This window comes from Streptomyces sp. NPDC126499, assembly GCF_040302485.1.
GTDB lineage: Bacteria > Actinomycetota > Actinomycetes > Streptomycetales > Streptomycetaceae > Streptomyces.
In genome coordinates this window covers 26,505-49,825 of the sequence record NZ_JBEOUO010000012.1, presented here as the reverse complement: position 1 = coordinate 49,825, position 23,321 = coordinate 26,505, and the positions used below count along the sequence as shown (strand labels likewise).

The window sequence follows — 23,321 nt, the reverse complement described above, 5'->3', positions numbered from 1 at the left end:
CCCCTACTTCGCTTCCCGCACGGCGAGCTGTGCGTCGGTCGCGGCCACGCCGAAGGCCTGCGGGATGGGCTGGCCCGCCAGGTACAGCCGGTCGGCGACGCGGCGCGGCAGCGGGTGGTACGTGAACGCGCCGTGCACCCGGCCGTCGGCGGCGACCGGCCGGGCGTCGAAGCGGCAGACGGTGGCGAGGAGGTAGCGCTCGCGGCCGTGGGAGGCGAGGATCGCGATCTCGGTGATCCTGCGGGTGCCGTCGGGGTGGCGGGTGAGCTGGACGAGGACGTCGACGGCGCTGTTGATCTGGTCGCGCAGCGCCTCGAAGGGAACCTTGACCTCCGACATGGAGGCGAGGGTCTGGAGGCGCATGAGGGCGTCCTCGGCGGAGTTGGCGTGGACGGTGGCGAGCGAGCCGTCGTGGCCGGTGGACATGGCCTGGAGCATGTCGAGGGTCTCGCCGCCCCGGACCTCGCCGACGACGATGCGGTCGGGGCGCATGCGCAGGGAGTTGCGCACGAGGTCGCGGATGGTGACCTGGCCGCGGCCCTCGATGTTCGGCGGCCGGGCCTCCAGGCGGATCACATGGGACTGCTGGAGCTGGAGTTCGGCGGAGTCCTCGATGGTGATGACCCGCTCGCCGTCGGGGATGAGCCCGGACAGGGCGTTGAGCAGGGTGGTCTTCCCGGTGCCGGTGGCGCCGGAGACGATGATGTTGAACTTGGCCTGGACGAGCCCGGACAGCAGGAGCAGCATCTGCTCGTCGAGGGAGCCGAGGCCGAGCATCTCGTGCAGGGTGTAGGCGCGGGGGAAGCGGCGGATGGTGAGCGTGGCGCCGGTGAGGGACAGCGGCGGGATGATGACGTTGACGCGTTCGCCGGAGGGCAGGCGGGCGTCGACCATGGGGTTCGACTCGTCCACGCGCCGGTTGACGGTGGACACGATCCGCTCGATGGTCTGCATCAGCTGGTCGTGGGAGGCGAAGCGGAGCGGGAGGAGTTCCACGCGGCCCGCCCGCTCGATGTAGATCTGGTCGGGGCCGTTGACCATGATCTCGGTGATGGAGGCGTCTTCGAGGAGGGGTTCGAGCACGCCGAGGCCGAGGGCCTCGTCGACGACCCGGCGGATCAGCTGGGCGCGTTCGGCGGTGGAGAGGACGGGCCCCTCGCGGCTGATGATGTGGCCGAGGACGCGCTCCAGACGGGCCCGCCGCTCGGCGGCGGCGAGCGCGGACATCTCGGTGAGGTCGATCTCCTCCAGGAGTTTGGCGCGGAAGGACGCGACGAGATGGCCGTCCTCGCGTCCGCCGCCCGCCCGGTTGTCGTCGGGGGTGCTGATACGGGCCCGCAGGCTCATGACTGGTCCTCCTTCGACGCCGACTCCGGCACGGGCATGGTGGCGGTCCTCGTCACGGGCTCGAAGGACCAGAAGGGGATGAGGGAGGGGATCCGTACGGTGACGGTCGCGACCCCGCCCGCCTCACGGACGTCGCTCCGGCCGGAGATCCAGCCGCTCATGGCCGTCCTCCCGGCCGACTCCGGGTCCGGTACGGCATCGGGGTCGTCGACGCTCGCCGCCCGCGCCGCCGCACGCGCGCCCGTGCCCGCCTGCTGGGCGGCGTACGCGATGATGCCCATCTGCACGCCGACGAGGCCGATGAGGAGCAGCAGCGGCAGGAAGCCCAGGTACTCGATCGCCACCTGGCCCCTGTCGCGCGCCGCACCTCGGCCCCGGCCCCGGACCCGGCCTGGCTCCCGGACCTGGCCTCGTCCCGGGACCCGGACCCGGCCCCGGACTCGCCCCAGGACCCGGACCCGGCCCTGGCCCCGCTCCCCCGCCCACCGCTGCCTCATCGGCGCTCCCCCTCCCACACGGCCGCGGCCTCGCCGGTGACGTCGAACGGGAGGCTGACGGCTCCCGGGAACAGCACCGGCACCCGCAGCCGTACCGTCGCGCGCACCATGCCGCCGCTCTCCGGGCAGCTCACCGTGGCGCCCGAGGCCCACGCCCCGTCGAGGTGCCGGCGGCCCGCCGCCCCGCAGTCGTCGCCCACCGCCCCGGCCCGCGCGGCCTCGTCGGCGGCGTTCCCCGCCAGCGTGTACGTGTAGCCGATCAGGACGCACTGCCACAGCAGCACCAGCGTGAGCAGGATGAGCGGCAGCATGCCGACGAACTCGACCGCCACCTGTCCTTCGTCCTCGCGCACGCGCTTCCCGACCGGCCGGCGCATCACTGTCTCCCCGCCCCGCGCCGCCGAAGCCCCAGCGCGCCGCGGTCGGGGGCCCGTACGAGCTCCCGGCCGCGGCCCTGTTCGGCGGCGGCCTTCACCAGTCCGAGCTCGCCCGCGAGGGACCACAGCGCCTGCTTCACGGTCGAGCGGGCGTCGAGGTCGTGCAGGCGGCCGGCGTCGACGACGGCGGCGAGCTCCTTGAAGTGGGCGGGGACGGCGACGCCCGCCATGCGGGTGCCGGTGATCTTCTGGATGAGCGCGGGCTGGATCTCGGTGGACCGCTGGTGGCGGTTGACCACCACGGTGCTCTCCTCGGGTTTGCGGATCTGGAGCCGGTCCCACATCCGTACGACCCGTTTGGCGGCCCGTACCGCCACCACGTCGGGCGTCGTCACCAGCAGGGCCGTGTCGGCCATCTCGACCGCCGCCGCGCCGGCCGCGTCGAGGTGGGTGCCGCAGTCGACGACGACGACCTCGTGGCGGACGCGCAGGGCGCTGACGATCTGGCGGGCGGAGCGGTCGGTGACCTCCTCGCCGCGTTCGCCCTCGCCGGGGGCGAGGAGCAGGGAGAGGCCGGTCTCGTGGACGTAGACGGCGTCCTGGAGGACGCGGGGCGAGATGTCGTCGACGGCGGCGAGGTCGGCCAGCGAGCGGCGGAACTGGACGTCGAGGTAGGAGGCGATGTCGCCGCCCTGGAGGTCCATGTCGACGAGGGCGACGGTGTGGCCGGAGGCGCGGGCGGCGAGGGCGAGGTGGACGGCGGTGACGGTGGCGCCGACGCCGCCCTTGGCGCCGCTGACGGTGACGACGGTGCCGCCGGGGCCGGTGGAGGTGTCGGCGCCGCCGCCGAGGTGGCGGCGGACGCCGGTGGACCACTGGGCGGCGGCCTGGACGCGGCTGGCGAGTTCCTCGTAGCCGAGCGGGAGGGTGACGAGGCCGCGGGCGCCGGAGTCCATGGCGGCGGAGAAGAGCACGGGGCTGGCGTCGGAGGTGATGAGGACGACGCCGACGGCGGGGAAGCGGAGGGCGACCTCGCGGATGAGTTCCAGTGCCGGGACGGGTCCGATGCGTTCGTGGACGAGGACGACCTCGGGCAGTTCGTCGAGGGATCCGGCGGCGAGCCGGGCGAGGGTGTCGACGAGCTGGGTGGAGTCGGTGACGGGCCCGGCGGGTTCGGCGTCGGGGAGCTGGCCGATGAGGGTGGTGACGGCGCGGGCTGCGTCGGGGTCGGCGACGGCCGGAAGGATCCTGGTGGGCATGGCCGGGCCTCACTTGTCCTTGTCGAGCGTGTAGGTGCGGTCGCGCGGGTCGGGCGGGGTGGTGGTGCCGGGGGCGACGAGCGCGAGGCGGACGTGCTCGGCGAAGGACTCGGCGTAGGCCACGCGCTGGGCGTCGGCCGTGGTGAGGGCGAAGGTGATCGGGACGGCCTCGGTGGCGCGGCCGGCGCGGTCGTCGCGGGAGGCGCTGATCGGGGTGAGCTCGCCGACGTCGAGGACGCGGGCGGCGGCGACGATCAGCCGGGACTGGGCGGCCGTGCGGCCGCGTTCGCCGGCGAAGGTGGCGTAGATGTTGACGGTGGCGCCGGGGGTGATCTTGCCGGCCACACCGGTGGCGGCGTCGATCATGATGGCGATCTCCTGCTGGCCGGGTTCCAGCGCGGGCCGCTTGACGATCATGTCGGCCTGGAGGAGGGAGCCGCGTTCGAGGGTGGTGACGGCGATCTTGCCCTCGGTCTGGCCGAGGTCGGTGACGGCGGTGGCCGGAAGCCAGCGCTCGGGCATGGTGATCTTCTCGAACTGTCCGGGTCCGAGCGGGGTGTAGGGCCGGATGTCGCTCTTGACGCGGTACGCGGTGACCTCGGGCCCGACCTTGGAGTTCACGTCGCTGATCACGGAGAGCACGCCGGCGAAGGCGCCGAGGGCGCACAGGACGGAGAGCAGCAGGAGGATGACACCACGGCGCTGGCGGGAGTTCATGGCCGTACAAACCTCGATCGTGGACGGGAACGGACGGGGACGCTGGGGTGGTGGTGCCCCCTCGGGGGGGGGTGGTCGTGCCCCTAGGGGTGCCCGGCGGGGGTGGCCGGGGCCGGTTCGGCCGTGGGCAGCGGGGCCGCGCAGAAGCCGCAGCGGTCGCCGATGAGCTCCATCCGGCACCAGTGGCAGGTCTCGCGCCGTACGGAGGCGACCAGTTGGTGCAGGACGGGCAGGTCTGGCAGGTAGGCGGCGAACTCGACGAGCCTGCCCGTGCCCCACCAGCGGGGTGAGGAATCGGGCAGGGCGGCCTCCTGGACGGCTCGGACCTGCCAGCGGGGGGCGAGGGCGGTGGTGGGCCAGTCGGTCTGGAGCTGGCCGCGGGCGAGCACGAGGTCGGTGGTGAACTCGGGCCCGGTGAGGGTGTCGGATCCGGCCGGCCCGGAGGATCCGAGGCGTACGAGCTGGGGGGCGGGTCCGGCGAGGACGGCGAAGTGGGCGCCGGGCAGCCAGCCCTTGAGGTGGGAGCCGAGGCCGACCGGTACGTGGTCGAGCCGGGCCACGGAGCCGAGGACGGCGCCGGCGTAGACGTAGTGCGCGAGCAGCCGGGCGGCACAGGCGAGGACCCCGGGGCTGAAGTCGCAGGCGGCGAGCTGGCGCAGCTGCCGGACGAGGACGGCGGCACCCAGCGGCGGCAGGTCGGTCCTGACGAGGGCGATCCGGTCGGATTCGAGCAGCGCGCGGACGGCGCGCAGGCGCTGTTCGGTCGCGGGCGGTGCCGTGGCGGGGCAGACGACGATCAGATGTCCGTGCCGTTCGAGCAGGAGCTGGACGTCGGCGAGGGCGGCGTCGAGCGGCCGGGTGCCGGGGCCGGGCAGGACGGCGGCGGGAAGGGTCTGGGGGTCGGTCGGGGGCAGCACGAGGTCAGGGCTCGTGACCGCAATCGCCGTCGGCACGTCGGGCTCCCCCGATCCCTCACTGACCGGTCGTGTGACCGCTCGTTGATCACTTACTGCGTTCGCGGCGTCACCGCCTCTGCACTTTATCCAGGCCGCCTGAGTGCTGAACACACAATCGTGCAAGCTCCGTCACTTTCTCGCTGCGCCGTGGATCGCCGTCACGCTCGCGTGAACTGCGGTTTCGTCCCCGGGCCTTGACAAGCCCATTGGTCTGGACCAGCTTGTTGCCCCGTCAAGGACTCAGCGGTGGCCACCGTTTCGCGCACCTCCCCCTCCCCCGTACGAAGGCGTACGGCCTCCCCTCCCCCACTCCTCCCGGAGGCAGCAAGTGGACCGCACCACCACAGCCGCGCTGGCGCTCGCCGTCGGCGCCGGGCTCGTCCTCGTCGGCGGCGCCGGCACCGCGCAGGCCGCGGACGTCAACGTCGCGAAGAACGCGGGCTTCGAGAACGGCCTCGCCAACTGGTCCTGTTCGGCCGGCAGCGGCGCGGCCGTCTCCTCGCCGGTACGCACCGGGACGGGCGCCCTGCGGGCCACCCCGGCCGGCCTGGACAACGCCAGGTGCGCGCAGACCGTCACCGTGAAGCCCGGCTCGACGTACACCCTGAGCGCCTGGGTGCAGGGCGGCTACGCGTACCTCGGCGCGAGCGGCACCGGCACCACCGACGTCTCCACCTGGACGCCGGACAGCACCGCCTGGAAGCAGCTGACGACCACCTTCACCACCGGCCCCAACACCACCTCGGTGCAGATCTACACGCACGGGTGGTACGGCACGGCCGCGTACTCCGTCGACGACGTCAGCGTCTTCGGCCCCGACGGGGGCGGCGGCACGGACCCGGAGCCGACGGTCCCGGCCACCCCGGCCGGCCTGGCCGCCGGCACCGTCACCTCGTCGTCGGTCTCGCTCAGCTGGGGCGCGGTCTCCGGCGCGACCGGCTACAAGGTCTACAAGGACGGCGCCCTGGCGACGACCGTGAGCGGCACCTCGGCCACCGTCACCGGGCTCGCCGCCGACACCGCGTACCAGTTCCAGGTGGCCGCCACCAACTCCGCGGGAGAGTCGGCCAAGTCGGCCGCCGTCGCCGCGCGGACCGCCAAGGCCACCGACCCGGGCCCGGGCCCGGCCGTGCCGAAGCACGCGCTGACCGGTTACTGGCAGAACTTCGACAACGGCGCCACGGTGCAGAAGCTGCGGGACGTGCAGGCGCAGTACGACATCATCGCCGTCTCCTTCGCGGACTCCACCGCCACGCCCGGCCAGATCGTCTTCAACCTCGACCCGGCCGTCGGCTACGCCTCGGTCGCCGACTTCAAGGCCGACGTCGCGGCCAAGAAGGCCGCCGGCAAGTCCGTGATCATCTCGGTCGGCGGCGAGAAGGGGAACGTCACCATCAACAGCGACGCCTCCGCCACCGCCTTCGCGAACAGCGCGTACGCGCTGATGCAGGAGTACGGCTTCAACGGTGTCGACATCGACCTGGAGCACGGCATCAACTCCACGTACCTGACCAAGGCGCTGCGGCAGCTGTCCGCCAAGGCCGGTCCGTCGATGGTGCTGACGATGGCCCCGCAGACCATCGACATGCAGAACACCGGCACCGAGTACTTCAAGACCGCGCTCGCCGTGAAGGACATCCTCACGGTGGTCAACACGCAGTACTACAACAGCGGTTCGATGCTCGGCTGCGACGGCAAGGTCTACAGCCAGGGCTCGGTGGACTTCCTCACCGCGCTGGCCTGCATCCAGCTCCAGGGCGGTCTGGACGCCTCCCAGGTGGGCCTCGGCGTGCCCGCCTCGACGCGGGGCGCGGGCAGCGGCTACGTCGACCCGCAGATCGTGAAGAACGCGCTCGACTGCCTGGCCCGGGGCACCGGCTGCGGCAGCTTCAAGCCCGCGAAGACGTACCCGGGCATCCGCGGTGCGATGACCTGGTCGACCAACTGGGACGCGACGGCCGGGAACGCCTGGTCGAACGCGGTCGGCCCGCACGTCCACAACCTCCCGTAACGCCCTCCACGGGGGCGCGGGCCCCCCGCGCGCGCCCTCCCCCGCGGCCCTCCTTCGGGGACCTCCCTTCGGGGGAATCGCTCCGCGGCGCCGCCGGCTCCCCGGCGGCGCTGCGCCGTTTCCGGGCACGGGGGCGGGAGAATGTGGCCGAACTCCACTCCTTGACCGGTGCATGCCACGCCCCCACGATGTGCACACCCGCACCAGTCTGTCGCACACCCCCACACTCCCCACCCAGGAGACAGCATGCGACTTCGCATCAGAGGTGCCCGAGGGACCGGCCGCGTCCGCGGCGCCCACGGCACCCGCGGCATCAGCGGAGGAAGGTCCGCCACCCTCGCGGCCCTCCTGGCGCTCGCGCTCGCGGCGCCCCTCTCCGCCCTCACCACCCCCGCCGGGGCCGACCCGGCGCCGACCGCCGCCGCGCGGGGCGGCGAGGAGGTGATCCGGCAGTACGAGATCACCGGACCCGCCACTCCCGCCCAGCGCTCCGCCCTCACCGCCACCGGCGTCTCCATCGACGAGGTCGACGCCCGTTCGGTCGTCGTCAGCGCCAACGCCCAGCAGCTCGCCCACCTCAAGAGCCTCGGCTACAAGCCGACCGCTCTGCCCGCGCCGCCCGACCGCAGCGGCGGCCACGACCACACCCAGGGCGTCGGACCGCTCGACTTCCCCTCCGCCGACTCCAAGTACCACAACTACGCGGAGATGAACGCCGAGATCGACCAGCGGCTCGCCGCCTACCCGTCCATCATGAACAAGCGGGTCATCGGCAAGAGCTACCAGGGCCGCGACATCGTCGCCATCAAGATCAGCGACAACGTCGGCACCGACGAGGCCGAGCCCGAGGTCCTCTTCACCCACCACCAGCACGCCCGCGAGCACCTGACCGTGGAGATGGCGCTCTACCTGCTGCGCGAGCTCGGCGCCGGATACGGCACCGACTCCCGGATCACCAACATGGTCAACGGCCGGGAGATCTGGATCATCCCCGACCTCAACCCGGACGGCGGCGAGTACGACATCGCCAGCGGCTCCTACCGCAGCTGGCGCAAGAACCGGCAGCCCAACTCCGGTTCGTCGTACGTCGGCACGGACATGAACCGCAACTGGGACTACAAGTGGGGCTGCTGCGGCGGCTCCTCGGGCTCCAAGAGCTCCGAGACCTACCGCGGCGCCGCCCCGGAGTCGGCCCCCGAGGTGAAGGTCGTCGCCGACTTCGTCCGCTCGCGCGTGGTGGGCGGCAAGCAGCAGATCAAGACGGGCATCGACTTCCACACCTACAGCGAGCTCGTCCTCTGGCCGTTCGGCTGGACCACCGCCGACACGGCCGCGGGCATGACCCAGGACGACCGCGACGCCTTCGCCACGGTCGGCCAGAAGATGGCGGCGAGCAACGGCTACACGCCCGAGCAGTCCAGCGACCTCTACATCACGGACGGGTCCATCGACGACTACCTCTGGGGCGTGCACAAGATCTTCGGGTACACCTTCGAGATGTACCCGTCCTCGTCCTGGAACGGCGGCTTCTACCCGCCCGACGAGGTGATCGAGCGCGAGACCAGCCGCAACAGGGACGCCGTCCTGCAGCTGCTCGAGAACTCCGACTGCATGTACCGCTCCATCGGCAAGGCGGCGCAGTACTGCTAGGCGCTCGGGCTGGTCTCGTCGCCGTCGGCGCCCTCGTCGAAGTAGGCGTCGAGCACCGCGTCGAGCTGTGACTCCCACTCACCGATGCGCGCCCTGGACGGCGCCTCGATCTCGACCGGGTACCAACGCCGGTCCGGGGTGTGCACGGTGACGGTGAACCGCTTGCCGAAACGGGCCGTCACGGTCTCCACCGCGCCGATCTCGTCCCAGCGGAACTCGCAGTTCTCCTCGTCCAGGCCCAGACGCACGCCGGCGGCGTCGGCGACGATCCGGGCCCGCCGGTCGGCGGCCTCGAACACGGGGCCGCCTTCCCGCGTTCCCGACTCCGCCGGGGCAGGGACGGCGTCCTCGACGGCGACGGTCTCGTCCTCGGCGACGCTCTCGTCCACCGCCGTCGCCGTCTTCTCCGGCGTCGCCGTCTTCTCCTCCGCCGCCTTCTCGGCCGGGGCGGCCGGGGCGGCCGGGCTCGGGCCCGTGATGCCGGGCACGAACGCCGGGTCCATCGCGGCACCTTGCAGGGGCTGAATGCTGGGTCCTGTGCGCTGCTCCACGGCGGAAGTATGGACGACGTTCCTGTGCGGAGCCCAGCCGCCCCCGCTACCGGATCGACGTCACGGGAAAGGTCAGCTCAGGACCGCCAGCGCGTCGATCTCGACGAGGAGGCCCTCGGGCAGGCCGACGTAGACCGTCGTACGGGCCGCGGCCGGGGCTTTGAGGCCCTGCTCCTCGAAGTACGCGTCGTAGATCTCGTTCATCTCGGCGAAGTGGTCGACGTCGGTGAGGTAGACGCGCATCATCATCACGTCGTCCCAGGTGGCGCCGCCCTCCTCCAGGATCGCCTTGACGTTGGCGAAGGTCTGGAGGGTCTGCTCGCGCAGGGTCGGGCCGGCCGGCCTCGGGGGCCGCCCCGGCTCGGCGGGAAGGAAGCCGACCTGGCCGGCGACCTGGAGGATGTTGCCCTTCCTCACCCCGTGGGAGAACTTCGCGGGCGGGGCGGCGTGGGTGGCGGGGGTGAGCGCGATCTTCTCGGTCATGATGTCCTCACGGGTCCTTGACGGTCCTTCGTCGGGGCGGTGCCCGAATAGTCTCGGCTGATGTCGTCGGCGGTGCGCCGCACCAGCGGGAGCAGGGTGAGGAGTTCCTCGGCCGTGACGACCACGTTGGGCGCCGAGACCGACATGGCGGCGACCACCCGGCCGTCCGCGCCGCGGACGGGTGCGGCGACACAGTTGATGGACTCCTCGTGGCCGCCGAGGTCGGTGGCCCAGCCCTGTTCGCGTACGGTCGCCAGCTCCTCCAGGAAGGCGGCGGCGTTCGGCGTCGAACGGGGCGTGTACGGGGGGTAGTCGAGCTTCGCGGCCAGCGCGCGGCGCTCGGGTTCGGGCAGGTCGGCCAGGAGCAGCTTGGCGACGGCGGCGACGGTGATGGCGACGGGCTTGCCGATCCGCGAGTACATGCGGACCGGGTAGCGGCTCTCGACCTTGTCGATGTAGAGGACCTCGCCCTCCTCGTGGACGGCGAGGTGGACGGTGTGGCCGATCTGTTCGTTCAGGGCGACGAGGTGGGGGTGGGCGATCTCGCGGATGTCCAGGTTCTCGACGGCCTCCTGCGCGAGGGCGAAGAGCCGGGCGCCGAGGCGGTAGCGCTGGTCCTGCTGGCGGTAGACCAGGCCGTGCTCGTGGAGGGTGCGCAGCAGCCGCAGCGCGGTGGACTTGTGGACGCCGAGCCGGTCGGCGACCTGGCCGAGATCGGCGGGTCCCTGCGCGAGCAGCGGCAGGATGCTGAGCGCGCGGTCGACGGTCTGGCTCATGGCGTACGTACCTCCTGGTCCTCCCCGGTCCAGCCGGGGCCGAGGTGAAGTGTCCCCCAGTCCTCGTCGTCGGCGGAGGCCAGCCGGTCGGCGTGGGCGCGCCGGGGCGGCACGGCGAGGTCCCCGGGCACGGTGAGGGCGGCGGCGGCCATGAGGTGCCCGTGCCGGATCCGCTCCTTGCCCCCGAGTCCGCGCAGGGTCGCGGACAGGAACCCGGCGGCGAAGGCGTCGCCGGCACCGACGGGGGCGACGACGTGGACGCGGGGGGCGGGGACGGCGGTGACGGTGTCGGGCTCGTGAACCGCCCGGCGCTCGAAGGCCACCGCGCCCGTGCCGCCCCGCTTCACCACCAGCACCGCCGGCTCCGGCAGGGCCGCGCGGAGGGCCGCCGGGTCGGTGAGCCCCCACGCCTCCCCGGCCTCGTCCTGGCCGACGAAGACGAGGTCGGCGCCCCGGGCGAGCTCCAGCAGGACCCGTCCGCCGGCGGCCGGGTCGCGCCACAGGCCCGGCCGGAAGTTGACGTCGAAGGAGACGAGGGGGCGCCCGGGGCGGGCCCGGGTCAGGTCGCGCATCAGGGCGAGGCAGTCGTCGGACAGGGCGGCCGTGATGCCCGAGAGGTGGAGGACGCGGCCGCCGGTGAGGGCTTCGTACGGCACGGTGTCGGGCGACATCGCCGAGGCCGCCGAGCCGGTGCGGTAGTAGACGACCTCGTGGGTGGCGGCGGCCCGGTCGGTGGCGGTGCGGAAGTAGACGCCGGTCGGGCGGTCGGGGTCGCGGACGACGGCGGAGACGTCGACGCCGTACGCGCCGATCGCCTCGGTCAGGTGGTCCCCGAAGCCGTCGCGGCCGACCCGGCCGACCCACCGGACACGGTGTCCGGCGGCCGCCAGGGCGCAGGCGACGTTGGACTCGGCGCCGCCGATGGCGCGGTCGAAGGAGGGAACGTCGGCCAGGGGGCCCGGCCGGGTGGGCAGAAAGGTGACCATGGACTCGCCGAGGCAGACGACGTCCACGGACGCGTCCACGGTCGGGGTTCCGGTCACTGCGGGGCTCCTCGGCTTCGGTGCGGGAGGCGTGGGGTCCATTGACCCGGCGTCGGCCCGGATGTTAGACAGCCGTCAGCGATATGCGCAATGGCCGTTGCAGGAAATGCAACGGCCTCGATGAGGAGATCCCATGCCCCTGGACCTGGAGCCGGAGAAGCACCCGGAGGACCCGGACACGCGGCCGGACGGAGAAGCGGGCGTGCGGCCGGACCTTGCGGACGAGTGCGTCGACCACCGTTTCAAGGGCCTGCCGCCGGACGCCGAGGGCCTGACCGTCGGCGCGCTCGCCGCCCAGCGCCGCAACCTCTTCACCGGCGGCTTCACCACCCCCGTGCTGGCGCTCTCCGCCGAGTCCGTCGAGCACAACCTCCGCCTCCTGGAGACCTACGCCGAGCGCCACGGCCTCGCCTTCGCCCCGCACGGCAAGACCTCCATGGCGCCCCAGCTGTTCGACCGCCAGATCGAGCACGGCGCGTGGGGCATCACGGCCGCCGTACCCCACCAGGCCCGCGTCTACCGCGCCCACGGCATCGCCCGGATCTTCCTCGCCAACGAGCTCGTCGACGCCGTCGCGCTGCGCTGGCTCGCCGGCGAACTCGACGCCGACCCCGGCTTCCGCTTCGTCTGCTACGTGGACTCCGTCCGTGGCGTCGAGCTCATGGACGACGCCCTGCGCGCGGCCGGGGCCCGGCGCCCGGTCGACGTGGTCGTGGAGCTCGGCGCCGGCGACGGCGCCCGCACCGGCGCCCGTACCGAGGCGGACTGCGCCGCCGTCGCCGACGCGGTCGCCGATGCCCGCACCCTCCGGCTCGTCGGCGTCGCCGGCTACGAGGGCGAGGTCCCGCGGGCCGACCAGGACCGGGTGCGCGCCTGGCTGCGCCGGCTCACGGCGCTGGCCGCCGCGTTCGACAAGGCCGGCCGCTTCGACCCCGCGATCGGCGAGATCGTCGTCAGCGCGGGCGGCAGCGCCTGGTTCGACACGGTCGCCGAGGTCTTCGCCGGGCTCCCCGACCTGTCCCTGCCCGTCCTGAGGCTGCTGCGCTCCGGCGCGTACGTGTCGCACGACAGCGGCCATTACCGCACGCTCACCCCCTTCAACCGGGTGCCCGAGGAAGGCGCCCTGGAGCCCGCGTTCCGGCTCTGGGCGCAGGTCGTCTCGCGCCCGACCTCCGAGCAGGCGTTCACCAACGCGGGCAAGCGGGACGCCGCGTACGACCTCCATCTGCCCGAGGCGCAGGTCGTGCGGGACGCCCGCACCGGCGAGCTCCGGCCCGCCGACGGCATCACCGTCACCGGCCTGTCGGACCAGCACGGCTGGCTGCGGACCGAGGCGGGCGCCGACCTGGAGGTGGGCGACTGGCTGGGCATGGGCCTGTCCCACCCGTGCACCTCGTTCGACAAGTGGCAGCTGATCCCTCTCGTGGAGGCGGACGGCACCGTCGTCGACTACGTCCGCACCTTCTTCTGACGGCCCGGGGAGCCCCATGGATCTCGTCTTCCGCGACGCGGAGGTCGTCGACGGCAGCGGCGCGCCCTCCTACCGCGCCGACGTCGCCCTCGACGGCGGCCGGATCGCCGCGATCGTCAAGGAGGGCGCGGCGGCCGGCTGCCAGCGGCCCACCGCCCGGCGCGTCGTCGACGCCGAAGGGCTCGTCCTGTCCCCCGGCTTCATCGACATGCACGCCCACAGCGACCTCGCGCTGCTCCGCGACCCGGACCACAGCGCGAAGGCCGCGCAGGGCGTCACCCTCGAAGTCCTGGGCCAGGACGGCCTGTCGTACGCGCCCGTCGACGACCGGACCCTCGGCGAGGTCCGCCGGGCCGTCGCGGGGTGGAACGGCGGCGGGCCCGGGGACACGAGCGTCGACTTCGACTGGCGGACGGTGGGCGAGTACCTGGACCGGCTCGACCGGGGCATCGCCGTCAACGCCGCGTACCTCGTCCCGCAGGGGACCGTACGGATGTACGCGGTCGGCTGGGACGACCGGCCCGCCACCGAGGCCGAGCTGAACCGGATGCGGCGGCTGGTCGCCGAGGGCCTGGAGCAGGGCGCGGTCGGCATGTCGTCCGGTCTCACCTACACGCCCGGGATGTACGCGCCGGACTCCGAGCTCACCGAACTGTGCCGGGTGGTGGCGCGGTACGGCGGCTACTACTGCCCGCACCACCGCTCCTACGGGGCGGGGGCGCTGGAGGCGTACGCGGAGATGGTGCGGCTCACCCGGGAGGCGGGCTGCGCCCTGCACCTGGCCCACGCCACCATGAACTTCGGCGTGAACGCGGGGCGGGCGCCGGAGCTCCTCGCCCTGCTCGACCAGGCCCTGGCCGACGGCTCCGACATCAGCCTCGACAGCTACCCCTACACCCCCGGGTGCACCACCCTCGCCGCCGTGCTGCCGAGCTGGGCCCACGAGGGCGGGCCGGAGGCGCTGCTCGCGCGGCTGCGGGACGACGCCACGGCGGAGGTGATCCGCCGTCACGTGGAGGAGCTGGGCTCGGACGGCTGCCACGGGGTGCCGGTCGACTGGGACACCATCGAGGTCTCCGGCGTCACCGACCCGGCCCTGGCCGCCTTCGTCGGCCGCCGGGTGCCCGACTGGCCCACCGCCCGCCGGCTGCTGGTCGAGGACCGGCTCGGCTCGACGATCCTCCAGCACGTCGGCCACGAGGAGAACGTGCGGGCGATCATGCGGCACCGGGTGCACACGGGGGGCTCCGACGGCATCCTCCAGGGCGCGAAGCCGCACCCGCGGGCGTACGGCACCTTCCCCGAGTACCTGGGCCGCTACGTCCGCGAGGAGGGCGTCCTCTCCCTGGAGGAGTGCGTCGCCCACCTCACCTCCCGCCCGGCCGCCCGCCTCCGCCTCCGAGACCGCGGCCTCGTCCGCGAGGGCTATGCCGCCGACCTGGTCCTCTTCGACCCGGCGACCGTCGCGGCCGGCTCCACCTACGAGTCCCCCCGCCGGCTCCCGACCGGCATCCCCCACGTCCTGGTCGCCGGCCGCTTCGTCATCGAGGACGGCCGCCGCACCGCCGCCCTCCCGGGCCGCTCGGTCCGCCGCACCCCGGCCGGCTGACCGCCCCGCAGGGGCGAGGCCCCGCGATCGGCACCCCGCAGCCCGGCGCGGCCGCCGCACCGCCCCGCGCGCCCAGGCGGCCCCGCGGCCGGCACGTCAGGCGCGCACGTCCCGAAGGCCCGGCTCACGCCGTTCCCGCCCGTCCCGCCGCAGCCACAGCGCCCCCACTCCCAGCGCCAGTCCCGCCATCACGAACCCGTACCACGGGGTGTGGCCCGACGGGGCCGTCTCGTACGTGAGGGCCGCGGACAGGACCGCGAGGAGGCGGCCCCAGGAGGTGTGCCAGGCGCCGGCCGCGGCGAGGGTGGCGACGCCCCAGAGGAGGTACCACGGCTGGACCATCGGGGAGAGCGCGACCAGGCCGAGGAGGGAGAGGCCGAGGGCGAGGACCGGGGAGAGGCGGTCCTGCCAGGAGCGGCGGGCGAGGAAGGCGATCAGGGCGAGCGCGGCGAGCAGGCCGAGCTTCTGGACCAGGGCCTTCACCGGCTCCGGGTCGTCCGCGACGAGCAGCCCGAGGCCGAGCCCGAGGTCGCTCGTGACGGAGAGCGCCGTATGGATGGTGCCGGCCACGCTCTGGGTGCGCAGCCATCCGAAGCCGGTGCCGGCGAGCAGCGTCGCCCCCGTGGCGACGGCCGCCGCGACCGCCCCGGGCAGGACGAGGCCCCGCAGCAGGCCCCGTACGCCGCCGCCCCACCGGCGGGCCAGCATGATCCCGACGAAGAGGAGCGCGACGGCGGCGGGCGACTTGACCATCGCCGCCATGCCGATGACCGCGCTGCCGAGTACCCACCGGTCACGGACCGCGAGGAGCACCCCGGCCAGCATGAGGCCGATCATGAGGCCGTCGTTGTGCAGGCCGCCGACGACGTGGAGGAGCAGGAGCGGGTTGAGCGCGGCGAGCCACAGCGCCCCGGCCCGGTCGCTCACGGCCCGGCGGCCCCCGGCAGCCCAGCCGCCCCCGGCCCGATCACCCTCAGCCAGGTCGCCCCCGCCCGCGCCCGCCAGCCCCCGCACCGCCCACACGATCAGGCCCAGCGCGACCACCGCCAGCAGCCGCATGCCGAGGACGGCCGGGACGACCGCGCCCCCCGTCAGCTTGACGACCGCCTGGGCGAGGACGAGGAAGACGGGCCCGTACGGGGCGGGCGTGTCGGTCCAGTGCCCGCCGACACTGGCGGCGGCGTCGTGGCCGAGGTCCCCGGGGGCGAGGACGGAGGGCCCGGCCCCGTACACGTCGTGGCCTTCGAGGACCATCGCGCCCTGGGCGATGTAGCTGTAGACGTCGGCGCTGTGGAGCGGCGGTGCGAGCAGCAGCGGCGCCGCCCACCAGCCGAGGGTCACCAGGACCCCTCGCTCCTCCCCGGCCCCGGCCCCCGTCCCGGCCACGAGCAGCCGCCCGTACTGCCACCACGCGGCGAGCAGCAGGGTCAGCCCGAGGTACGCGAGGACCGCGCCGGCCACCGTCACGCCCGGACCGTGCCGCTCCCACAGCCCCCAGCCGCCGCGCACCGGCAGTGTCCCGGCCGCCCAGCCGCCGACGGCGACGGCGAGCGATCCGGCCGCGCCGAGCCACCGGCATCCGGCGGTGCTGAACATCCACATGACGGGACAACCTATCCTGCGCCCCGTTTCGCGCCCTGCGCTGCGGCCGGGGCGCTACCTCGGCTTCTTCGCGACGCCGGGCGCGGAGCCCGACTTCCCCGGGTGCTGGTCGGAGCCGGCGGTTGCGGTGGCGCGGGGCCCGGAGGGAGCAGTCCCGGTCGGGGTGGGCCCGGAGGTGGCGGTGGCGGTCGCGGCGGGGGCGGCGGTCGGAGAACCGCTCGCCCGGCGGGACGGGCCGGGCGCCGGGGCGGCCGGGGTTCCGCTCGCCTCCTCGTCCGGGGTTCCGGCGTCGGGCTGGATCAGCGCCGGCATGCCGGGGTGGCCGTCGTCCACGGCGGGCGCGCGGCCGGCCGGCCCGGAGTCGAGGGCGGTGACGGCGGCGAGGACGCCGACCACCACGACGGCCCCGCTCCCGATCATCCAGAGCGGGCCGGGACCGCGGCGCTTGGTGGCGTGGCGACGCCGTCTCGGGGGCTCGGCGGCCCCCGCGGGGAACTGGCTCACAAGGCGTGATTGTAGGGAGCACGACAGTCCCGAAGCGACGTGGGTCACAGGCCGTGGACGCCCGGCGCGTGCCCGACGTGTCCCAGAACACGAGGCGCGCCGCCCGCGCCCGCCGTAAGCTCTCGTCATGCAGGTGATCCAGTCCACGAAGCTCGCCAACGTCTGTTACGAAATCCGGGGCCCGGTGCTCGAAGAGGCGATGCGGCTGGAAGCTGCGGGTCATCGCATCCTCAAGCTCAACACGGGAAACCCGGCCGCCTTCGGCTTCGAGTGTCCGCCCGCCATCCTCGAGGACATGCTGCGCAACCTCGCCGGGGCGCACGGCTACGGCGACGCCAAGGGCCTGCTGTCCGCCCGGCGCGCGGTGATGAGCCACTACGAGACCAAGGGCATCCCCCTGTCGGTCGAGGACATCTATCTCGGCAACGGGGTGTCCGAGCTGATCCAGATGTCGATGCAGGCGCTGCTCGACGACGGCGACGAGGTGCTCGTCCCGGCTCCCGACTATCCGCTGTGGACGGCGTCGGTCTCGCTGGCCGGCGGTACGGCGGTGCACTACCGCTGCGACGAGCAGTCGGACTGGATGCCGGACCTGGCCGACATCGAGCGGAAGATCACCGATCGGACCAAGGCGATCGTGATCATCAATCCGAACAACCCGACCGGCGCCGTCTACGACGACGAGATGCTGCGGAGCCTGACGGAGATCGCCCGCCGCCACAATCTGGTGGTCTGCTCGGACGAGATCTACGACAAGATCCTCTACGACGGCGTCACGCACACCCCGACCGCCGCCCTCGCCCCCGACCTGCTGGTGCTGACCTTCAACGGGATGAGCAAGAACTACCGGGTGGCGGGCTTCCGCTCCGGCTGGCTCGCGGTCTGCGGCCCGAAGGCGCACGCCTCCTCGTACATCGAGGGGCTGACGATCCTCGCCAACATGCGGCTGTGCGCCAACATGCCGGCCCAGCACGCGGTGGCCGCGGCCCTCCAGGGGCGGCAGTCGATCGAGGACCTGGTGCTGCCGGGCGGGCGGCTGCTCGAGCAGCGGGACACGGCGTACGAGCTGCTGACGCAGATCCCGGGCGTGACCTGCGTGAAGCCGAAGGGCGCGCTGTATCTGTTCCCGCGGCTCGACCCGAGCGTCTACAAGATCAAGGACGACCGGCAGATGGTCCTGGACCTGCTGCGGGCCGAGAAGATCATGGTGGTGCACGGGACGGGCTTCAACTGGCACGAGCCGGACCACTTCCGGATCGTCACCCTGCCGAACGCCACGGACCTGGCGGACGCCGTGACCCGGATCGGGAACTTCCTCGACGGCTACGGCCAGCACTGAGGGGGCGGGCCCCTTTCACGGCCAGCCCTTTCTCGACGCAGCTCAACTTTAGATCGAATCTAAGCTAGGATGTCTCCAGACCTACCGCAGGAGGCCATCCCATGTACGAACCGATCCGCACCAAGTCGGTCCACCGGATGGCCGACGACGACCGCGACGGCTACCCGCACCGCTCCCGCGAGGAGGAGCTGGACATCCAGCTCGCCGGCCACCTCTCCGCCCTGCTCGCCGTCACCGACGAGCTCGGCGACACCGAGGCCGGCGAGCTCATCGCCCGGCAGGTGGCCCGGCTGCGCGGTGCGCCGCCGGCCCGCCACGCCGGCCTGAGCGGTTCCTCGCCCGAAGCGCTGCACCGCAAGGCCCACGCCCTCGCCGGACGCGCCCTGGTCGTCGCCGCCTCCCGGGCCGACACCGCCGCCGCGATCCTCGCCGCCGAGCGCATGGACGCGCACACCGCGGCGCTCGCCGGGGATTCCCTGGTCGGCGCCCCCTGACGGCCCCGGTCCGCGCGGCCACGACACCGCGCGGGCCGGGTGCCACCCACCCCTTGCGGACCTCCGCTCACCGCCTGCCCGGCGGCCGTGAACGTGCGCCGGCCCCCGGAGCCGTGAGGGGGCTCCGGGGGCCGGATGCGTCGTGGCGGGCCGTCGTGACCCCAGCTGGTCAGGGCGGAAATCGGGGCAACCCGCCACGAGTCATGGGGGGACTAGCCGAGGCGCTCCACGAGGGCGCGGTACTCGTCCCACAGCTCCTTCGGCGTGTGCTCGCCGAAGGTCTCCAGGTGCGCGGGGATCAGGGCGGCCTCCTCGCGCCAGACGTCCTTGTCGACGGTGAGCAGGAAGTCCAGGTCGGCCTCGGGCAGTTCCAGGCCGTCGAGGTCCAGGGCCTCCTTCGTCGGCAGCACGCCGATGGGGGTCTTGACGCCCTCGGCCTTGCCGTCGAGGCGCTCGACGATCCACTTCAGGACGCGGCTGTTCTCGCCGAAGCCGGGCCAGACGAACTTGCCGTCGTCGTTCTTGCGGAACCAGTTGACGTAGTAGATCTTCGGGAGCTTCGCCTGGTCGGCGTTCTGCCCGATCTTGATCCAGTGCGCCATGTAGTCGCCCATGTTGTAGCCGCAGAACGGCAGCATGGCGAACGGGTCGCGGCGCAGCTCGCCGACCTTGCCCTCGGCGGCGGCGGTCTTCTCGGAGGCCACGTTGGCGCCGAGGAAGACGCCGTGCTGCCAGTCGAAGGACTCGGTGACCAGCGGGACGGCGGAGGCGCGGCGGCCGCCGAAGAGGATGGCCGAGATCGGCACGCCCTTGGGGTCCTCCCACTCGGGCGCGATGATCGGGCACTGCGAGGCGGGCACGGTGAAGCGGGCGTTGGGGTGGGCGGCGGGCGTGCCGGACTCGGGGGTCCAGTCGTTGCCCTTCCAGTCGGTGAGGTGCTTCGGCTCCTCCTCCGTCATGCCCTCCCACCACACGTCGTTGTCGTCGGTGAGGGCGACGTTGGTGAAGACGGCGTTGCCCCAGAGGGTCTTCATGGCGTTGGCGTTGGTGTGCTCGCCGGTGCCGGGCGCGACGCCGAAGAAGCCGGCCTCGGGGTTGATCGCGTAGAGGCGGCCGTCCTCGCCGAAGCGCATCCAGGCGATGTCGTCGCCGATGGTCTCGACCGTCCAGCCGGAGATCGTGGGCTCCAGCATGGCGAGGTTGGTCTTGCCGCAGGCGGACGGGAAGGCGGCGGCCACGTACTTCGACTCGCCCTGCGGCGGCGTCAGCTTGAGGATGAGCATGTGCTCGGCGAGCCAGCCCTCGTCACGGGCCATGACGGAGGCGATGCGCAGGGCGTAGCACTTCTTGCCGAGCAGCGCGTTGCCGCCGTAGCCGGAGCCGTACGACCAGATCTCGCGGCTCTCGGGGAAGTGCGAGATGTACTTGGTGGAGTTGCAGGGCCACGGCACGTCCTCCTGGCCCTCCTCCAGCGGGGCGCCGAGGGTGTGGACGGCCTTGACGAAGAAGCCGTCGGTGCCGAGCTCGTCGAGGACGGCCTGTCCCATGCGGGTCATGGTGCGCATGGAGACGGCGACGTACGCGGAGTCGGTGATCTCGACGCCGATGGCGGAGAGCGGGGAGCCGACCGGGCCCATGCAGAAGGGCACGACGTACATGGTGCGGCCCTTCATGGAGCCGCGGAAGATCCCGTTCTCGCCGGCGAAGATCTCCTTCATCTCCGCGGGGGCCTTCCAGTGGTTGGTCGGGCCCGCGTCCTCCTCCTTCTCGGAGCAGATGAAGGTCCGGTCCTCGACGCGCGCGACGTCGGTCGGGTCGGAGGCGGCGTAGTACGAGTTCGGGCGCAGGGTCGGGTCGAGCTTCTTGAAGGTCCCCTTGGCGACGAGCTCCTCGCAGAGGCGCTCGTACTCGGCCTCGGACCCGTCGCACCAGACGACGCGGTCGGGCTGGGTGATCTCGGCGATCTCGTTGACCCAGGAGACGAGCTCCTGGTGCTGGGTGGGGACGGTGGAGGGAGCCGCGTTGTCGCGCGCCACGATTGCTCCTTGAAGAGGGGTTTTTTAGATGTGTGCCCCTTGGGGGCTGCGACCCGGATGCGTCGTAGGCGCTCATCCGGTGCCGACCGCACTCATTTGATCATCCGATGCTAGCGCCCATATGTCCAGAGGGCCTCACACGTGAGCATCGCCACTCATATCCGCTTCTTACGATGGCGTAGGTAGCATGCGGGGCCATGACTGCAGCCACGCCGGACCTCGTCACCGCGGAGCAGCGCCCGGCGCTGCCGCTCCCCTTGAAACCGCGCCTCAGAGGCTGGCTGCACGCCGGAATGTTCCCCGCGGTGATCGTCGCGGGGATCGTTCTGGTCGCCCTCTCCGACTCGCCCCGCGCCCGGCTCGCCTGCGGGATCTACGCCCTCACCGCCTGTCTGCTGTTCGGCATCAGCGCCCTGTACCACCGGGGCAACTGGGGGCCGCGCGGCGAGGCCGTGCTGCGCCGGCTCGACCACGCCAACATCTTCCTGATCATCGCGGGCACCTATACCCCGCTGACCCTGCTCCTCCTCCCCGATTCCACCGGCCGGCCGCTCATGTGGGCGGTCTGGGCCGCGGCGGTGGCCGGCATCGCCTTCCGGGTCTTCTGGGTCGGCGCCCCTCGCTGGCTGTACACGCCCTGCTACATCGCGATGGGCTGGGCCGCCGTCTTCTTCCTTCCCGACTTCATGCGGGCCGGCGGCGTCGCCGTGCTCGTCCTCGTCATCGTCGGCGGACTGCTCTACAGCGCGGGCGGGGTCATCTACGGCATCAAGCGTCCCAACCCCTCCCCCCGCTGGTTCGGCTTCCACGAGGTCTTCCACTCGCTGACCCTGGCCGCCTTCACCGTCCACTACGTCGGCATCTCCCTGGTCGCCTACCAGCACGCCTGACCGCACCCGACCGACCGCACCCGACCGACCCGCCTGACCCTCCTGACCAGGCACAATGACGGTCATGGCCGCCGACACGCCCCCTGCGCCCTCCCGCCCCTCGCTGCGCGAGCGCAAGAAGCTGAAGACCCGCGCCGCGATCCGGAAGGCCACCTACCGACTCGCGTCCGAGCAGGGCTGGGAGGCCGCCACCGTCGAGCGGATCGCCGCGGCGGCCGAGGTCTCGCCCTCCACCGTCGTCCGCTACTTCCCCGTCAAGGAGGACATCCTCCTCACCGACGAGGAGGACGAGCTGCTGGTCGACCGGCTGCGCGCCCGCCCCGCGGGCGAGGACCCGCTCGACTCGCTGCGGGCCGTCGTCCTCGACGCGGTGACGGCGGCCCTCACGCGCGAGCCGGAGGAGATCCGGCTGCGCGCCCGCCTGATGGTCGAGATCCCCGCCGTCCGTGCCCGGCTCACCGAGACCACCGCCGAGACCGGCCGGCTGCTCTCCGGCGCCGTCGCCGAGCGCACCGGCCGCGCCCCCGACGACCTGGAGGTACGGGTCTTCACCGCCGCCGTCCTCGGCGCGCTGCGCGAGGCCACCGTCCACTGGGCCGAACACGGCCAGGGCGACGACCTCGTCGCCCTGCTCGACCGGACCGTCGACACCCTCAAGACGGGTCTGACGCCCCGCCCCGCGCGCCGAGCGCGCCCCTGACCACCTCGCCCGAGGCCGGATTGTCCGGGCACGCCCACACCCCGTGCGGGCAGTAGTCGGTGAAGGTCTGGTACACCGGCCGGTGCCGCGCGAACCAGTCCAGCATCCCCCGTACGTACGCCGGGTTGTCCCCGTTGCGGAACAGCCCCCACTCCGGGAACGACACCGGCTTGCCGTGCGCCGCCGCGAACCGGGCATGGAAGGCGAGCCCGTACGGCTCGGTCACCTGCTCCTCGAACGACAGCCCCTCGGGCTGGTCGTAGGCGTCCATGCCGACGATGTCCACGACGTCGTCGCCCGGGTAGCAGCGCGGCCAGGCGACGGCGTCCGCCCCCCGGCTCGGCGTGAAGTCGAAGCGGAAGCGCTGCCCCGGCACCTCCCGCAGCACGGCCACCACCCGCCGCCAGTACGCCTTCCAGCGCTCCGGGTCCGGGCCGCAGCGATGGCCGTAGGTGGTGCCGTTCATCTCCCAGCCGAGGACCAGGACCGCGTCGGCGAGCCGGTGCTCCACCAGCCGCTCGCCCAGGACCCGGAAGTGCCGGTCGAACTCCCCGGCCGCCCCGCGCCCGAGCCCGGCCCGGACCTCCGCGTCGGTGAGGCCCTCCTCGTTGCGGTCGAGCAGCGGCACGTTCAGGACGAACAGCCGCCCCGGCCGCCGCTCCTTCCACCGCGCCCACGGCTCGAAGAGCGCCGGATGCCCCTCGATGTTGGACCAGCGGTCGCCCGGGAGGTACGTGTGCCCCACCGTCAGCGGCTGCCCGCCCAGCCACTTCTCCACCTCGGCGATCCGGCGCACCCCGGCCGCGTCCGAGCCGGTGAAGAAACCCGCCGGCACCTCCGACGGGGCCACCGGCGGCGGCACCGGCTCCGGCACCGTCCCGGGCGGCGCCGCCCGCTCACCGGTGTGCCGGTCGCCCGGCGCGAGCCGCCCGTCGGGCAACAGGAACACGAGGACGGCCGCGAGCAGCACGGCCAGTGCCACCCGCGGCCAGGAGAGGAGGAGGCGCAC

22 protein-coding genes are annotated in these 23,321 nt (G+C 73.1%); 8 read left to right on the top strand and 14 right to left on the bottom strand.

Annotation, left to right across the window (positions count from 1 at the left end; translation table 11 throughout):
* Positions 1–3: 3 nt before the first annotated feature.
* From ABTZ91_RS19445 to ABTZ91_RS19420, 6 genes are all read right to left on the bottom strand, one after another.
* Positions 4–1,347, bottom strand: coding sequence for a CpaF family protein (locus ABTZ91_RS19445; RefSeq protein WP_352078411.1), 1,344 nt, complete (start codon positions 1,345–1,347; stop codon positions 4–6).
* A complete protein-coding gene (locus ABTZ91_RS19440; protein WP_352078410.1) occupies positions 1,344–1,691 on the bottom strand; it encodes a TadE/TadG family type IV pilus assembly protein in 348 nt (115 codons plus the stop codon). Before ABTZ91_RS19440 ends, ABTZ91_RS19445 begins: the two co-directional genes overlap by 4 nt.
* Positions 1,692–1,840: 149 nt before the next feature.
* Entirely contained in the window at positions 1,841–2,221 is a 381-nt protein-coding gene (locus tag ABTZ91_RS19435; RefSeq protein ID WP_352078409.1) for a TadE/TadG family type IV pilus assembly protein, read from the bottom strand.
* Entirely contained in the window at positions 2,221–3,480 is a 1,260-nt protein-coding gene (locus ABTZ91_RS19430; RefSeq protein ID WP_352078408.1) for a P-loop NTPase, read from the bottom strand. Before ABTZ91_RS19430 ends, ABTZ91_RS19435 begins: the two co-directional genes overlap by 1 nt.
* A gap of 9 nt (positions 3,481–3,489) precedes the next feature.
* The gene (cpaB, locus tag ABTZ91_RS19425) at positions 3,490–4,197 is read right to left on the bottom strand and encodes a Flp pilus assembly protein CpaB (protein ID WP_352078407.1); all 708 of its coding nucleotides are present in this window, start codon (positions 4,195–4,197) and stop codon (positions 3,490–3,492) included.
* 83 nt (positions 4,198–4,280) lie between these two features.
* Positions 4,281–5,150 (bottom strand): hypothetical protein, encoded by an 870-nt coding sequence (locus ABTZ91_RS19420; RefSeq protein ID WP_352078406.1) that lies wholly within the window; start codon positions 5,148–5,150, stop codon positions 4,281–4,283.
* A 331-nt stretch (positions 5,151–5,481) separates the two neighbouring features.
* Between ABTZ91_RS19420 and ABTZ91_RS19415 the strand changes: the two genes are divergently transcribed.
* Both ABTZ91_RS19415 and ABTZ91_RS19410 read left to right on the top strand, forming a co-directional pair.
* On the top strand, positions 5,482–7,164 hold the full coding sequence (locus tag ABTZ91_RS19415; protein WP_407077987.1) for a chitinase: 1,683 nt from the start codon (positions 5,482–5,484) through the stop codon (positions 7,162–7,164).
* Positions 7,165–7,410: 246 nt separating this feature from the next.
* Positions 7,411–8,814, top strand: coding sequence for a M14 family metallopeptidase (locus ABTZ91_RS19410; protein ID WP_352078405.1), 1,404 nt, complete (start codon positions 7,411–7,413; stop codon positions 8,812–8,814).
* On the opposite strand, the gene ABTZ91_RS19405 is transcribed toward ABTZ91_RS19410, so the two are convergent.
* The 4 genes from ABTZ91_RS19405 to ABTZ91_RS19390 form a co-directional block, all read right to left on the bottom strand.
* Positions 8,811–9,317 (bottom strand): hypothetical protein, encoded by a 507-nt coding sequence (locus ABTZ91_RS19405; RefSeq protein ID WP_352078404.1) that lies wholly within the window; start codon positions 9,315–9,317, stop codon positions 8,811–8,813. The two genes, ABTZ91_RS19410 and ABTZ91_RS19405, sit on opposite strands and share 4 nt — an antisense overlap.
* A gap of 120 nt (positions 9,318–9,437) precedes the next feature.
* Positions 9,438–9,848, bottom strand: coding sequence for a RidA family protein (locus ABTZ91_RS19400; protein WP_352078403.1), 411 nt, complete (start codon positions 9,846–9,848; stop codon positions 9,438–9,440).
* Positions 9,845–10,624, bottom strand: a complete 780-nt coding sequence (locus tag ABTZ91_RS19395; protein WP_352078402.1) for an IclR family transcriptional regulator — start codon at positions 10,622–10,624, stop codon at positions 9,845–9,847. The genes ABTZ91_RS19400 and ABTZ91_RS19395 overlap by 4 nt, the downstream gene beginning before the upstream one ends.
* On the bottom strand, positions 10,621–11,610 hold the full coding sequence (locus ABTZ91_RS19390) for a sugar kinase (protein WP_407077996.1): 990 nt from the start codon (positions 11,608–11,610) through the stop codon (positions 10,621–10,623). Before ABTZ91_RS19390 ends, ABTZ91_RS19395 begins: the two co-directional genes overlap by 4 nt.
* A gap of 190 nt (positions 11,611–11,800) precedes the next feature.
* Between ABTZ91_RS19390 and ABTZ91_RS19385 the strand changes: the two genes are divergently transcribed.
* Positions 11,801–13,138: an alanine racemase gene (locus ABTZ91_RS19385; RefSeq protein WP_352078400.1), complete on the top strand. Its 1,338-nt coding sequence runs from the start codon at positions 11,801–11,803 to the stop codon at positions 13,136–13,138.
* Between the two features lie 16 nt (positions 13,139–13,154).
* A complete protein-coding gene (locus ABTZ91_RS19380; protein ID WP_352078399.1) occupies positions 13,155–14,747 on the top strand; it encodes a D-aminoacylase in 1,593 nt (530 codons plus the stop codon).
* A 96-nt stretch (positions 14,748–14,843) separates the two neighbouring features.
* Here the strand turns inward: ABTZ91_RS19380 and mptB are convergent, their stop codons facing one another.
* The gene (gene mptB / locus ABTZ91_RS19375; RefSeq protein ID WP_352078398.1) at positions 14,844–16,349 is read right to left on the bottom strand and encodes a polyprenol phosphomannose-dependent alpha 1,6 mannosyltransferase MptB; all 1,506 of its coding nucleotides are present in this window, start codon (positions 16,347–16,349) and stop codon (positions 14,844–14,846) included.
* A gap of 54 nt (positions 16,350–16,403) precedes the next feature.
* Positions 16,404–16,853, bottom strand: a complete 450-nt coding sequence (locus tag ABTZ91_RS19370; RefSeq protein WP_352078397.1) for a hypothetical protein — start codon at positions 16,851–16,853, stop codon at positions 16,404–16,406.
* 127 nt (positions 16,854–16,980) lie between these two features.
* Between ABTZ91_RS19370 and ABTZ91_RS19365 the strand changes: the two genes are divergently transcribed.
* Together ABTZ91_RS19365 and ABTZ91_RS19360 are read left to right on the top strand one after the other, a co-directional pair.
* Positions 16,981–18,192, top strand: a complete 1,212-nt coding sequence (locus ABTZ91_RS19365) for a pyridoxal phosphate-dependent aminotransferase (protein WP_352078396.1) — start codon at positions 16,981–16,983, stop codon at positions 18,190–18,192.
* 101 nt (positions 18,193–18,293) lie between these two features.
* A complete protein-coding gene (locus ABTZ91_RS19360; RefSeq protein WP_352078395.1) occupies positions 18,294–18,686 on the top strand; it encodes a hypothetical protein in 393 nt (130 codons plus the stop codon).
* 212 nt (positions 18,687–18,898) lie between these two features.
* Here ABTZ91_RS19360 and ABTZ91_RS19355 read toward each other — a convergent pair whose 3' ends face one another.
* Positions 18,899–20,722: a phosphoenolpyruvate carboxykinase (GTP) gene (locus ABTZ91_RS19355; protein WP_352078394.1), complete on the bottom strand. Its 1,824-nt coding sequence runs from the start codon at positions 20,720–20,722 to the stop codon at positions 18,899–18,901.
* A 197-nt stretch (positions 20,723–20,919) separates the two neighbouring features.
* Between ABTZ91_RS19355 and ABTZ91_RS19350 the strand changes: the two genes are divergently transcribed.
* Positions 20,920–21,612, top strand: a complete 693-nt coding sequence (locus tag ABTZ91_RS19350; RefSeq protein WP_352078393.1) for a hemolysin III family protein — start codon at positions 20,920–20,922, stop codon at positions 21,610–21,612.
* Between the two features lie 64 nt (positions 21,613–21,676).
* Positions 21,677–22,312, top strand: a complete 636-nt coding sequence (locus ABTZ91_RS19345; protein ID WP_352078392.1) for a TetR family transcriptional regulator — start codon at positions 21,677–21,679, stop codon at positions 22,310–22,312.
* Here ABTZ91_RS19345 and ABTZ91_RS19340 read toward each other — a convergent pair.
* The gene (locus ABTZ91_RS19340) at positions 22,266–23,321 is read right to left on the bottom strand and encodes a glycosyl hydrolase (protein ID WP_352078391.1); all 1,056 of its coding nucleotides are present in this window, start codon (positions 23,319–23,321) and stop codon (positions 22,266–22,268) included. The genes ABTZ91_RS19345 and ABTZ91_RS19340 overlap by 47 nt on opposite strands.